The following is a 13,601-nucleotide window of genomic DNA, read 5'->3' on the forward strand; positions in this document are numbered from 1 at the left end:
GTGGAAATAGCTTCTGAACCACTGTCGACTCGCCGACGGATTCAGCATCCGCGGCTCGCTAGGAAAGGTGGCTGCTCATGGCTTCGACCGTGGCGCCCGATGTCTCCGCCTCCCCGGAAAACGGGGAGAAGAGGATCGACTTCCACAGGATGAACCGCAAGGCGTGGATAGTGACGGCGCTGCTCGTCCTCTTCCAGATCGTGGCCTTCGCCGACAAGGCCGTACTAGGCCTGGTGGCCTCCGAGGCCATGCCCGATCTCGGAATCTCCGCCGTCGAGTTCGGATTCATCGGCAGTGCGTTCTTCTTCCTCTACGCAGTGGTCTCCGTGATCACGGGTTTCCTGGCTGCCAGATTCTCGGTCAAGTGGATCATCCTCACGATGGGCGTCGTCTGGGCGGTCATGCAGTTCCCGATGCTCCTCGGTGGCGGTGCTGCGGTGCTGCTGATGACCCGCATCGTCCTCGGCGGCGCTGAAGGCCCCGCGACGGCGATGTCCCTCACCTCGGCTCATTCGTGGTTCGAGCCGCGTCGTCGCGCATTGCCGTCCAACTTGGTTGCTGCCGGCTCGACCCTGGGACCGGTCATCGCCGCGCCTGCCCTCGCCTGGGTCATCGTCGCCTGGGGTTGGCGCTGGGCCTTCGGCGTCCTCGGCATCGTCGGATTCGTGTGGGTCGTCGCCTGGCTCCTGATCGCCGCCGACGGACCGTTCGCCGGGCACGGCAAGCACACTCCGGCGAACGACCGTACCGGCGACCGGAAGCCGGCGCAGGGCACCGCGGAGGTCGCCACGGCCGAGGTGGACGAGCAGAAGCCGGTCGTCGTATGGCGCGCCCTGCTCAGCATGACCTTCCTCGCCGCGGTGATCGGAGGGGCCTCCAACTTCTGGGTCCAGGGTTTCGTCACGACCTGGTTGCCTCAGTACCTCGGCACCGTGGTCGGCCTGTCACTTCCTCAGGTCGGCACCGTCACCACCATTCCCTGGATCCTCGGTGCCGCCGTGTTGCTGCTGCTCGGCTTCCTCGGCCACCGGTTGATGAAGCACGGCCACAACGCGCATCGCGCGATCGCGGTCCCGTTCGGTATCGCAGCGCTGGTGGCCGGAATCTGCTTCATCCTGGTCCAGACGACGTCGGGTGTGCCGGCCGTCGCCCTGCTGTGCCTCGCCGCCGGCTGCAGCCTCGCGTACCCGATGACCGCCTCTGCGATCGCTTATGCGGTCGGCGCCAAGCAGCGACCGATTCTCATGGCCACGCTCGGCGGCGTGGCCTCGATCGGTGCCATCGTCTCCCCGACGCTCGTGGGCTGGCTGATGGCCCGCGCCGGTTATGTCTCGCCCCCTGCCGGCAGCACACTGGCTCCCGAAATGGCGACGAACATGGCGGTCGGTGTGCACCAGGCATTCACCATCACCGGCATCATCCTCCTCGTCGGCGGCGTGCTCTGCATCCTGTTCCTCCGGCCCGAGAGCCTCGGCCGGAAACTGCAGTCCGAGTACGTCAAGCATTGAACCGGCATCTCGATGCACGCCGGAGCCATCCCGTCCCCGAGATCAGGAGGACCGCAATGACGGATATCGCGACCCCGGTCGACCGAGGGCTCTTCCGGGAGGTGATGGGGCACTACCCGACCGGAGTGGCCGTCGTGACCGGCCGTGCGGACAACGGCGAACTGCTGGCGCTGGTGGTCGGGACCTTCGGGTCGGTGTCTCTCGATCCGCCCCTCGTCTCCTTCATGCCGATGAAGACGTCGAAGACGTTCGCCAAGATGCGGGAGTGCGCGTCGCTGTGCATCAACATCGTGGGCGGTGAGCAGGAGGAACTGGTCTCCACCCTCGCCCGGCGCTGGGAGAACAAGTTCGACGGAATCGACTGGTTCCCGTCCCCGTCGGGGGATCCGGTGCTGGCGGACTCGGTGGCATGGATCGACACCCGCATCACCGACACGGTGGAGGCGGGCGATCACTGGATCGTCCTGTGCGCTGTGGCGGACATGGCCGTCACCAACCCGGTGGCCCCGCTGATCTTCTTCCAGGGCGGTTACGGGAGTTTCGTCGGGACCTCCTTGATGGCTCGGATGGAGCACCGGCTGCTGTCGGCGATTCGGGAGGCGGACTGCGCACGGACGGCCGTCGAGGACCTCGCGCACGACATCGGTTGCGAGGTCACGGTCTACACCGCGGTCGGTCGGGACGAGATGGCAACGGTACTCTCGGCGTCGGCTCCCGGAGTCGATCCGGAGAACGGCCTGGCGCAGCGAGTTCCGATCGTGCCCCCGATCGGTGACTCGCTCGTGTTCGATCTCCCGCCGGAAGATCAGGAGCGGTGGCTCGCCAAGGCCCACGGCGTCGAGGAGCCCGGGAGGCAGCTCTACCGGGACCGTCTCGACTTCGTCCGCGCACACGGGTTCCTGCTGTCGTTCCTTCCTCGGGAAGGCGGAGCCGCATACGAAGGGATGCGCGACGCCACCCACCGTTATGCGAACGGGAGACTGACCCCGGCGCAGGAGCGGAACATCCGCGAGCGCGTGGTCGAATCGGCGGTCGACTACACGTTGCGCGACCTCGAGGAAGAGGAAACCTACGACATCGGTTCCGTCGTACTGCCGGTTCGCGACCGAGCGGGCGGCTACACGCGCACGCTGCGTTTGGGGCAGCTTCCCCGCCGGGTTTCCGGGACGCGAGTACGGGAGTGGATCGCCCGGGCCGAGAAGGTTGTCGACATCCTCGAACTCGGGGGCGGTTCCGACAGGTAATCCGTTCCCGCGGAATTGTCTTCACCACGGGAGTCGGTGCTCGTGGACGAGTACCGGTCAGCCCGTGACCATGATCTGCGCGGCGCTCTCCTTGAGTTTCGCGTTGGCCCAGCGCAACTGACGCAGGGTCTGCGGGTGGCAGCGTTCGGCCGTGGCGAGCAGTTCCCGGTCCTGCATGGCCTGCGCGGTCTGGGCCAGGATCTCCCAGTCCAGTGAGACCCCGGCTGCCATCCGGTGGATCTCGCGCAGGTCGTGCAGGAGCAGCAGGCCGGGCTCGTGGCGCCGGCCGAGCAGTTCGCTGCCCTTCTGCCGCAGGCGGGCCAGGATCGTGTGGTCGTCCTCCGGTTCGGCGTCGAGGTCGAGGTCGTAGTCGCGCCCGACCCGGGCGAGTTCGCGCACGTGTTCCTGGGACCAGCGTGCGAGATCCCGTCCGAGGTAGAAGATCTCGTGGTCGGCCTTCTGCCGGTCCGAGATCTGCAGCAATTCCCCCGCCAGGTCGTTCTCGGCGCGGTGCAGTTCGCGGATTGCCAGACCTACCTTGTTCACGATGCGCCTCCGCTCGTGTCGACGACGGTCTCGGTCGCGGTGCCGGAAGGACCGCCCACGGTGTCGGGAACGTCGGTGCCCACCGGTCGTGAGGCGGTGGTCGTCGGCGCGGCGGACGGTGTGCCGTCCCCGGCCAGGAGACGCTCGGCCCGGGCGGCGCCGGTCTTGAACAGTGGCTGTTTCGACGCCGGATCCCAGTCGGTGACGGTCAGTTCGTTGGCGGCGCGGCCCTCGGAGTCGCCCGGCTCGTGCCCGCCGGGGGTGTCCCAGTAGCCGTAGTGGAACGGCAGGAACAGCACGCCGGGGCGGATGCCGCTGATCCGCAGCCGTGCCTCCACCCGGCCACGCGGGGTGGTGATGAGCAGCAGGTCGCCCTCCCCCCAGCCGTGCCGCTGGGCGTCGGAGGCGGACATCTCCACCCACACCTCGGGGGCGGCGTTCTGCAGCTGCGGTGCCCGCCCGGTCTTGGTGCGGGTGTGGAAGTGATAGAGGGTCCGCCCGGTGGTCAGCAGGTAGGGGAACTCCTCGGAGACCACCTCGTGCGGGGGCAGGTACTCCCCTGCCTTGATCACGGCCTTGCCGAGGGGGTTCATCGCCTTGTACTCGGTCGGTTCGAGCGGGGCGCCGGTGACCATGTCGCGACCGTAGCTCTCGCAGTAGTCCGGTGCGCTCCAGAACTTCCCGTCGGCGTAGAGGCGCTCGGTGCCGTCGGGGTGCTCGTCGTTGCAGGGCCATTGGATGCCGCTGCCGCCGCGGAGCCTGTCGTACGAGAGGCCGGTGTAGTCGCACGGCCGTCCCGCGGTGCACTGCTTCCAGGCTTCGAACGCCTCCTCCGGCGTGGACCACTTGACCAGGGGCTGCCCGTCCTTGTCCTGCAGTCCCAGCCGGCGGGCGTAGTCGAGGAAGATGTCCAGATCGGGCCGGGCCTGCCCGGGCGGGTCGACGGCCTTCTCCGACAGGTGCACGGTGCGGTCGACATTGGTGAACGTGCCGGTCTTCTCCCCCCACGTGGCGGCCGGCAGCACGACGTCGGCGAGTTGCGCGGTCTCGGACAGGAAGATGTCCTGCACGACGAGGAAAAGCCTTTTCTGGGACAGGATTTCGCGGATGCGGCCGAGTTCCGGCAACGACACCGCCGGGTTGGTGCCGTTGACGTACAGGAACCGGATCGAACCGTCCTCGACGTACCGCATCATCTGCATCAGGTGGGTGGGCGCGGTGTAGTGCGGGATCCGCATCGGGTCGATGTTCCACACCCGCCCCAGCTCCTGGATGTGTTCGTCGTTGGCCCAGTTCCGGAACGCCGGCAGGTCGCCGTCGGCCCCGCACTCGCGGGTGTTCTGCGCCGTGGGCTGGCCGTTCATCTGCAGCACCCCGCACCCCGGCTTCCCGAGCATGCCGCGGATCAGGTGCACGTTGTTCACCTGGACGGCAGCGGCGGTGGCCTGATGGGACTGGTAGAAACCCTGCAGCACGGTGGACAGCAACCGTTCGGCGGTGCCCAGGAGCCGGGCGGCCGCCCGCAGGTCGGCGAGCGGGACGTCGCACACCTGCGCGACCTTCTCCGCCGGGTAGCCCTCGAGTTGCTTCTCCAGCTCGTCGAAGCCGACGGTGTGGGCGTCGACGTAGTCGCGGTCGATCCAGCCGTGCCGCACGATCTCGTGCAGCAGCCCGTTCATCAGCATCACATTGGTGCCGGGCCGGGGTGCGAGGTGCACGGTGGCCGCGCGCGCCACCGGCGTCTCCCGCGGGTCGACGCAGACGATCGCCGGGGGGTTCGGGCCGGCGAGCCGGTCGAGCACCCGGGTCCACAGCACACTCTGGGTCTCGGCCATGTTGTGCCCGTACAGGGCGATCACGTCGGCGTGGTCGATGTCGGTGTACGACCCCGGTTGACCGTCGCACGCGAAGGACTCCTTCAGCGCCGCGGCCGCCGTCGCCGTGCACAGCCGGGTGTTGCCGTCCATGTGGTTGGTGCCGATGCCGCCGTGTCCGATCAGCGCCAGCGTGTAGTACTCCTCGAGGAAGAGCTGACCGGTGGTGTAGAAGCCGATCGAACTCGGACCGCGTTCGGCCAGCAACTCCTTCGTGCGCCCGGCGACGGCGTCCATCGCCGTGTCCCAGTCCGTCTCCACGAGCGCACCGTCGCGCCGGATCAGCGGTGTGGTCAACCGATCCGGCGAATGGTTCGCCTGCCAGCCGAACAGGTCCTTCGGACCGAGCCGGCCGTGATTGACCCGGTCGACCGCCCGGCCCCGCACGCCCACGATGCGCCCGTTCTCGACGGCGATATCCAGCCCGTCCCCGTTCGAGTGCAGGATCGTCGCCGACTGCACCCAGGTGTCGACGTCGTCCTCGTCCACCCCCTCGGCGAGATACATGTCCACCCTGGTCGGCCACGTCTCACCGGGACCGTAGGGAGTGCGAGCACCCCACGGGTCCCGGATCCGGTCCGTACGCGTCATACCGGAGGCGCTACCCCCTGCGCAACGAACCAAACCTGCCGCCGACGGAACTCAGTGGGAACGAGGAAGGCGCACGATGTGGAGGAAGAAGTTGTCGATCCGCCGGATCACCTCCGCGAACTGCGGGAAGTCGACCGGCTTGGTGATGTAGGCGTTGGCGTGCAGCCGGTAGCTGCGGAGCAGGTCCTCCTCGGCGGCGGAGGCGGTGAGCACCACCACCGGGATGTGCCGCAGTTCCGGGTCGGCCTTGATCTGTGCGAGGACCTCCCGGCCGTCGTAGCGGGGCAGGTTCAGGTCGAGGAGGATCAGATCGGGCCGCGGCGCGTCGGCGTAGGGGTCGCGCCGGAAGAGGAAGCTCAACGCCTGCTCACCGTCGCGTACGACGTGCAGTGCGTTGGCCAGTTTGTGGTCCTCCAGGGCCTCGCGGGTCATCAATTCGTCGCCGGCGTCGTCCTCGACCAGCAGAACGACGATGGGTTCGGCGGGCTCGGTCATGTGGTGGGCTCCTGAACCAGGGGTGCACGGAACGTTCTCCGACCGTACGCGGTACGGCAGCGACTGCGGTTCGGCCCCCATGACCGGCCGCCGCGCCGGCAGTCGGAGAGCACGGCGTGTCCGATGTTGTGCCAGACTCCGGAACATGGCTGTCGATCCACGTGGTGCCGACCTGAAGCGCTTTCTCGCCGAGGACCCGGGCGGGCCGGTGGTGATGCTGAACCTGCTGCGGTTCGGCACCGGTGGTCGCGAGATCTACGCCCGCTACGCCGACGCCCTCCACGAGACGTTCCTGCCGCGCTACGGCGGCGAGGTGCTCTACGCGGGCGACGGGTCGACCGCGCTCGTGGCGGAGACCGGGCAGGACTGGGACGCGGTCCTGCTCGTGCGCTACCCGACGCGGCGTGCCTTCTCCGAGATGGTCGCCGACCCCGAGTACCAGCGGGTCACGGCGTGGCGCACCGACGCGCTGCAGGAGGCTGTCCTGCAGGCGACGGTGCCGTGGCCGGTGCAGTCCTGACACCGGCCGTCAGTAGCGCAGCAGGGCGCCGATGCCGTCCGCCGGCGTGAGGCGCTCGTCCATGCGGAGCACGGCGGCGCCGGTGGCCACGGCCGCGAACGGCAGGGCTTCGTCGGCGCGGCAGACGCGCTCGCTGCCCGAACCCATCTCGGACAGCGCTCCTGCGTCGGCGGCCACGAGCGACGGGTCGTCGCCCACGAGCACCGTGGTGTCGTCGAGGTCCCCCAGGATCAGCGTGTCGACCCGCCGTTCGCGCAGCGCCGCCGTCACCTCGGTCACCCCTTCGACGGCCAGGCCGGTTCCGGCGCCGGCCCGATAGCGCTCGGCCACGTCGTCCATCTCGGCGAGGCGACGCTGCGCCAGTTCCTCCTGGATGACATCCCGGATCCGCTCGCGGTCGGAGCCGTCGGCGCGAGAACCGGTCTGCACCTGCACCAGGACGTCGCCGGTGCGCTGGGGCAGGGCCTCCGCCAGGTCCGTGCGGGAGCGGACCTCGCCGATCACGAACACCGGCTCGGCGTGGTGCTCGTCGGCCAGTTCGGTGATGCGGTCGGCGGCGGCGGCGATGTTGCGGCGCCGCTGCTCCTCGACGTTGGGTTCGGGATCCCCGTAACCGGGCGACTGGGCGCCGGCCGCCTTGTGGATCGGGTAGCCCTCCCCGGCGACCGTCTCCTCGTGGAGCACGCCGCCGTGCCGGTCGTAGACGGTCAGGTCGCCGCCCGCGTGGTCGACGGCGGCCACGAGGTAGGGCCGGCCGCTCGTGCCGTGTTCCACCAGCGGGAGCAGGTAAGGCATGTCGGACAGTCGCACCTCGGTGCGCAGCGGCGGGCGCACGAGCCGCTCGTGCACGAGTACCCCGTCCGGGTTCGCGACGATCGCGCGGCCACCGCTGCCGACCGCCGCCGGCGCCTCGGTCACCGCGCGCTCGACGTGGCCGAGCACGGCCTGCGGAGTCCCGAGTTGTTCCAGTTGCTCCGCGATGGAACGCCAGGTCAGTTCCGCAACCTTTGCGGCATCCTCGGTCGCGTGCGAATCCTCGTAGTACACCGAGGCGAACGGGCCGGTCGCGGTGGTGAAGTCTGCGAATCGATCGGCGTGCACAGCTACTCCTTCGTCGGTGCCTCACGGTCTCTCGATTCGTGTGCCCCCGACCCACGCGAGTAAACGTGCCCGCACCGATCCGGCGGCAATTTCCGTCCGCGCGGTTTACCTGCCGCAGAATCGGCAACCCTGCACCCATGGCGTCCTCGGTGAACGTGCCGTCGTGGCACGTCCACGGCTCGTCGATGCCCCCGCACGTGATGCCCCCGCACGTTCGGAGTCCGGACCTGCACCACGACCGGCGGTGGGTCCGCGGGTCGTACGCGCGGTCGGGCGGCGCGACGAGGCTGTCAGGCGAGGCGCTGTCAGGCGAGGCGACGGGCACGACGATCCGCAGAAGGGAAGGGCCATGAAGATCGCGATGGTGTCCGATCACGCAAGCCCCTTCACGGTCCCCGGCGACGTCGATGCGGACGGCCGGAAGGTGCACGTCGCCGAGCTGTCGGCGGCGCTGGTGCGCGCAGGACACGACGTGACCGTCTACACCCGTCGCGACGACCCCGACATACCCGAGCGAGTCCCGACCGACGACGGGTACGAGGTGGTCCACGTCCCCGCCGGTCCGCCGGCTCCGCTACCGGCGGACGAGCTGCTCCCACGGATGGGTGAGCTCGGTACCTTCCTCGAACGGGAATGGACGAGGGATCGGCCCGACGTCGCCCACGCCCACTGCTGGATGCCGGGGATCGCGACGCAGCTCGCCGCCCGCACCGTCACGGTGCCCACGGTGCAGACCTTCCACACCCTGGGTGTGGTGGAGAGCCGGCACCGGGGCGGGGCGCAGACCGGGTCGCCGAACCGGATCCGTATCGAGCGGCTCCTGGCGCGCGGCGCGAGCCGGGTCGCCGCCACCTGCACGGACGAGGTGTTCGAGCTCGCCGCGCTGGGCCTGCCCCGCACCCGCACGTCCGTCGTGCCCTGCGGGGTGAACCTCGCACAGTTCGCACCCACCGGCCCCGAGGCTCCGGCGCGCGGGCCGGGGCGCCGCATCGTCGCTGTCGGGCCGCTCGTGCCGCGGATGGGCTTCGACGTGGCGATCCGGGCGCTGGCCCTGCTCCCCGGCACGGAACTGATGATCGCCGGCGGACCGGCGGACGACGGCGCCCCCGACGAGGCCGCACGTCTGCGCGCCGTCGCCGGGGACCACGGCGTGCTCGACCGGGTGCACATGACCGGGCACGTGTCCCGGACGGACATGCCGGCGCTGTTGCGGTCGGCGGACGTCGTCGTATGCACGCCCTGGTACGAACCGCTCGGCCTGGTGCCGCTCGCAGCCATGGCATGCGGGCGGCCGGTGGTGGCCACCGCGGTCGGCGGCCTGCTCGACACGGTCGTCGACGGGGTCACGGGCACGCTGGTGCCCCCGCACGCGGCCGACGCGGTCGCGGCGGCGGTACACACCCTGCTCACCGACGACGTCCAGCGCACCGCCTTCGGTCTCGCCGGCCACGACCGGGCGAGCACCCGCTATTCGTGGGACCGTTCCGCGGCCGACGCCGTGCGCACCTACGAGAGGTGTGTCCCGGCGGATCCGCGGTCGGTACGGTCCGTACGCTCCGGAGCCCGCTGAGATGCTCGGGCCACGGCCGCGACGGGACTTCCGGCATCTTCACGGAATCTTCACGGATTCGGCCTACGGGCACGCCGCGGAGACGTTACTCTTGCAAACAAGGTTGAGAAGCAGCCGGTTTCGTCTCGTAGAGGCGACTGCTGCGCTCCCTGCCCGGACGGGCGTTGCTCCAGCAGTCGGAAGTGTCGACGGAGGAACAGCCATGGTCCATCTGCTCGCCATCCTGACCACACCCCGCGGGTGCGGTCTCCGAAGCGCGGCACGGCAGGTGCAGCCGTGACCGCCAATGTCGTCCTGCTGCTGTTCGTGCTGGCAGCAGGTATCGGCGGCACCGCAGCGTTGCAGGGGGCGCTGCGGCGTCGCCGCTGATTCCACAGCGGCATCACCGCCGATACGACAGCGGCGTCGCCGCCGATGTCACAGCGGCGTCGCCGCTGATTCCACAGCGGCGTCGCCGCCGAGTGCTCGGCGCGTTGGTAGTGTCTGCGTCAGCTGCCCCGGTCGCCCAGACCCCCGGGAACGGAGAAGCGCGATGCACGACGAACACGTCGACGTCCTGATCGTCGGCGCCGGACTCTCCGGTATCGGCGCGGCCTGTCACCTGCAGGACGAATGCCCGGACAAGACCTTCACCGTCCTCGAGGCACGCGACGTCATCGGCGGCACCTGGGACCTCTTCCGCTACCCGGGCATCCGGTCCGACTCCGACATGTTCACCCTGGGGTACTCGTTCGAGCCGTGGGCCGAGCCCGAGACCTTCGCCGACGGCCCGTCCATCCGCGACTACGTCCGCCGCACCGCACGGGATCGCGGCATCGACGAGAAGGTCTGGTTCCGGCATCGCGTGGTCCGCGCCGAATGGTCCACGCCGGCCGCCCGCTGGACCGTGACGGCCGAGCGCACCGACACCGGGGAACGAGTTCGCCTCACGTGCGGCTTCCTGTTCGTCAATTCGGGCTACTACCGCTACGACGAGGGCTACACCCCCGAGTTTCCCGGCGTGGAACGGTTCACCGGCACCCTCGTACACCCACAGCACTGGCCAGAGGACCTGGACTGCACCGGCAAGCGCGTCGTCGTCGTCGGCAGCGGCGCCACCGCCGTGACTCTCGTCCCAGCACTGGCGAGGACGGCCGCACACGTGACGATGCTGCAGCGCTCCCCGAGCTACGTCATGTCGCGTCCCTCGATCGACCCGGTCGCCGGCGCGTTGCTCGGCCGGATACCGCTGAAGCTGGCCTACCCTGTCGTCCGCTGGGCGAACGTGCTGGGCAGCATGGCCTTCTTCCAGTTGAGCCGGCGCCGGCCCGATCTGGTCAAGCGGCTGCTACGCAAGGGCGTGCAGAGCCACCTGCCCGCGGACTACGAGGTGGACGTGCACTTCCGGCCGCGATACGACCCGTGGGACCAGCGCGTCTGTTTCGTGCCCGACGGCGACCTGTTCCGGGCGCTGCGGGAGGGCCGGGCGACGGTCGTCACCGACACGATCGACACCTTCACCGAACACGGGATCCGCCTGGAATCCGGGCAGGAACTCGCCGCCGACGTGATCGTCACCGCGACGGGACTGAACCTGCTTCTGCTCGGCGGGATGGCCGTGAGCGTCGACGGTCGCGACGTCGAGATGGGAAAGACGCTGGCGTACAAGGGGATGATGCTCTCCGGGGTGCCCAATCTCGCATTCACCGTCGGATACACCAATGCGTCGTGGACGTTGAAGGCCGATCTCGTCGCCGGATACGTGTGCCGCCTGCTGCGCCACATGGACGCCCGCGGATACGCCTACTGCACCCCGACGGCCCCCGCGACCACGACCGCGACGTCCCCGTTGGTCGATCTCGCGTCCGGGTACGTCCTGCGCAGCATCGATTCGATGCCCAGGCAGGGCCCCGCGGCGCCGTGGCGGCTGTTCCAGAACTACGTCCGGGACCTGGTGATGATGCGCCGCGGACGACTCGAGGACGGCGCCGTGCGCTTCTCCCGGGCAGCGCTTCCGGCAACGACGCAGCCGGTGGCCTGAGGTCGCGGGCGAAAGAACCAGCGTAGGAGCGCGGTTCGAGGCCGAGCGCGACACTGCGCACATCCGCCGCATAGACTTCCGGTGGAGGAGGCGGTCGATCCTTCCGGTGCACGGATCCGCAGCCACAGCTACTTCCAGGGGCGGAGAGTGACAGATGCAAGTTGGTGCCCTGTTCGGCAGGTATCGCCTGGACCGTCCACTGTCGGTGGACGCGACGGGCGAGGTATGGGCCGCGTTCGACACCACCACCGGCCGGAACGTCGCGGTGCGGGCGCTGCCACCCGAGGTGACCGAGGACGACGAGTACCGCGCTCGTTTCGAACGCGAAGCCGAGATCGCCGCCCGGATCCGGAACCCTCGTGTGCTCCCGATCCACGACTTCGGGCAGATCGGCACCCGGCTCTTCCTCGCAACGCCCGTCGTCGAGGGCACCGATCTGCAGACGATGCTCCGGTCCACCGGCGCGATGGACGTCCCGCGGGCAGTCGGTGTCGTCGAGCAATTGGCGTCGGCGCTCGAGGCCGTGCACGCGGCCGGGCTGGTCGAACAGGAAGTGACGTCGGCGAACGTCCTGGTGCAGGGCGACGGAAATGTTCTCCTCACCGACGTCGGGTTCCCCCCGCATCCCGGCGCGGCGACGGGCGTCTACGGCCTGGCGACGGTGCTGTACGAATGCCTCACCGGCAGACTCTTCCAGTCCTCGGGTGGACGAGCGGGGGCCCCGCAGTCGTCGTCGGCGGTCTCGGATCTTCCGGCCGGCATGGTCGAGGTCGTCGCACGCGGAACGGCACCCGAACCCGCGCGGCGCTACGGATCGGTGAGCGAGCTGGCCGCGGCGGCACGCGCCGCGGCCGCGCCGTCACATCCCACCGGCAGGTCCGTTCCCGCGGTCGCTCCGCTCACCCGGAACCGGCGCGTCATGATCCCGGTTCTCGCGGCGATCGTCGCCGTCCTCGTCGTCGGCGGCGTGGCCCTCGGGGCCGTGTCGTCCGACGACGCCGACCCGACGCCCGTCCCCATCGCGGTGCAGCCGGCCTCTCCGACGTCCACGCCCTCGGCCGCACCGACCACCTCGACAGCCGCGGAACAGGAGCCGACGCCACCTCGGACGGAGTCCCAGGCTGCCGAGGTTCCAGCCCAGGACGGCGAAGTTCCACCCCAGGACGCCGCCCCCGCGAGGCCGGCGCCTCGATCGGCACCGCCGGCTCCTGCCCCTGCCCCCGTCCCGGCTCCGGCACCTGCGCCCGCAGGACCACAGGTTCTGCCGTGCTACCCCGGCTACGAGCACACCCCGCCGCCCGACGGACCGTGCCTTCCCGCCGGGTCGGCTCCCGCGCCCGCCCCGGCACCTGCACCTGCACCTGCAGAACCACAGGTACTGCCGTGCTACCCCGGCTACGAGCACACCCCGCCGCCCGACGGACCGTGCCTTCCCGCCGGGTCGGCTCCCGCGCCCGCCCCGGCACCTGCACCGGCGCCCGCAGCACCACAGGTACTGCCCTGCTACCCCGGCTACGAACACACCCCGCCGCCCGACGGACCGTGCCTTCCCGCCGGGTAGGCGCCGGCCACCGCGGAGCGGTAGCGCTCGACCGTCCGCTCCATCCGGACGGCGCGGTCACCGTGCGTTCCGGCTCGTGCTCGTCACTACGCGTGCGCGCCGGCGAGTCGCACCTGGACCGACTTGGCCATCGGACACCGTTCGACGGCCCGCAACGCGAGGGTTTCCCTGGCATCACGATCCTCGACACGAGGCAGCCGCACGTCGACCTCGGCGGAGAGATCGAACTCCTGGTTGCCCCGTGAAGTGAGTTCGACGCGGGCGTCCACGGCGCACTCCCCCAGGTCGTGATCGCCGGCCGACGCCGTCGCGATGAGGGTCTGGTACACGCACGCCGCCAATGCCGCCGCATACAGTTGCTCGGGCGTCACCGCGTCGAACCCGGCGGCGTTGTCCGGCGTCGTCACGCGCAGGTCCGGTGAATGCCCGTCGATGCGCACCGAGGTGTCCTCGGCCGTTGCGGTGTATCGATACGAATTCGGCTCTGTCATCAGGTGTTCCTCCGGTCCGCACTTCGCTCTGAGCGCCGGCGCCGCTCGCTACGGCACCGATGCGATCACCCGGGTGCCCG

At 69.8% G+C, this 13,601-nt stretch carries 11 protein-coding genes; 6 read left to right on the top strand and 5 right to left on the bottom strand.

Going from position 1 to position 13,601, the window contains the following annotated elements; genetic code table 11:
- Positions 1 to 77 precede the first annotated feature (77 nt).
- On the top strand, positions 78 to 1,508 hold the full coding sequence (locus LZP97_RS17270) for an MFS transporter (RefSeq protein WP_040274803.1): 1,431 nt from the start codon (positions 78 to 80) through the stop codon (positions 1,506 to 1,508).
- 56 nt (positions 1,509 to 1,564) lie between these two features.
- Positions 1,565 to 2,752 carry a flavin reductase family protein gene (locus LZP97_RS17275; RefSeq protein WP_010593639.1) on the top strand — a complete coding sequence of 396 codons (1,188 nt, stop codon included), beginning with the start codon at positions 1,565 to 1,567 and terminating at the stop codon, positions 2,750 to 2,752.
- Between the two features lie 57 nt (positions 2,753 to 2,809).
- Here the strand turns inward: LZP97_RS17275 and LZP97_RS17280 are convergent, their stop codons facing one another.
- The 3 genes from LZP97_RS17280 to LZP97_RS17290 are packed head-to-tail and all read right to left on the bottom strand — an operon-like array spanning position 2,810 to position 6,258.
- Entirely contained in the window at positions 2,810 to 3,298 is a 489-nt protein-coding gene (locus tag LZP97_RS17280) for a hypothetical protein (protein WP_010593640.1), read from the bottom strand.
- A complete protein-coding gene (locus LZP97_RS17285; RefSeq protein WP_040274801.1) occupies positions 3,295 to 5,763 on the bottom strand; it encodes a molybdopterin oxidoreductase family protein in 2,469 nt (822 codons plus the stop codon). The genes LZP97_RS17280 and LZP97_RS17285 overlap by 4 nt, the downstream gene beginning before the upstream one ends.
- A gap of 51 nt (positions 5,764 to 5,814) precedes the next feature.
- Positions 5,815 to 6,258, bottom strand: coding sequence for a response regulator (locus LZP97_RS17290; protein ID WP_010593642.1), 444 nt, complete (start codon positions 6,256 to 6,258; stop codon positions 5,815 to 5,817).
- A gap of 145 nt (positions 6,259 to 6,403) precedes the next feature.
- On the opposite strand from LZP97_RS17290, the gene LZP97_RS17295 reads away from it, so the two are divergent.
- Positions 6,404 to 6,778, top strand: coding sequence for a DUF1330 domain-containing protein (locus LZP97_RS17295; protein WP_010593643.1), 375 nt, complete (start codon positions 6,404 to 6,406; stop codon positions 6,776 to 6,778).
- Between the two features lie 9 nt (positions 6,779 to 6,787).
- Here LZP97_RS17295 and LZP97_RS17300 read toward each other — a convergent pair whose 3' ends face one another.
- A complete protein-coding gene (locus LZP97_RS17300) occupies positions 6,788 to 7,879 on the bottom strand; it encodes an Rv2629 family ribosome hibernation factor (protein ID WP_040274798.1) in 1,092 nt (363 codons plus the stop codon).
- Positions 7,880 to 8,228: 349 nt separating this feature from the next.
- Here LZP97_RS17300 and LZP97_RS17305 point away from each other — a divergent pair, with 349 nt between their 5' ends.
- From LZP97_RS17305 to LZP97_RS17315, 3 genes are all read left to right on the top strand, one after another.
- Positions 8,229 to 9,449, top strand: coding sequence for a glycosyltransferase (locus LZP97_RS17305; protein ID WP_017680787.1), 1,221 nt, complete (start codon positions 8,229 to 8,231; stop codon positions 9,447 to 9,449).
- Between the two features lie 532 nt (positions 9,450 to 9,981).
- Positions 9,982 to 11,469 carry a flavin-containing monooxygenase gene (locus LZP97_RS17310; RefSeq protein ID WP_048773711.1) on the top strand — a complete coding sequence of 496 codons (1,488 nt, stop codon included), beginning with the start codon at positions 9,982 to 9,984 and terminating at the stop codon, positions 11,467 to 11,469.
- A 154-nt stretch (positions 11,470 to 11,623) separates the two neighbouring features.
- Complete coding sequence (locus LZP97_RS17315; RefSeq protein ID WP_048773709.1) at positions 11,624 to 13,030, top strand: serine/threonine-protein kinase; 1,407 nt, start codon at positions 11,624 to 11,626, stop codon at positions 13,028 to 13,030.
- A gap of 86 nt (positions 13,031 to 13,116) precedes the next feature.
- Here the strand turns inward: LZP97_RS17315 and LZP97_RS17320 are convergent, their stop codons facing one another.
- Entirely contained in the window at positions 13,117 to 13,521 is a 405-nt protein-coding gene (locus LZP97_RS17320) for an OsmC family protein (protein ID WP_017680791.1), read from the bottom strand.
- Positions 13,522 to 13,601 lie beyond the last annotated feature (80 nt).

The sequence above is a fragment of the Rhodococcus sp. DMF-1 genome (genome assembly GCF_021441945.1).
GTDB lineage: Bacteria > Actinomycetota > Actinomycetes > Mycobacteriales > Mycobacteriaceae > Rhodococcus > Rhodococcus ruber.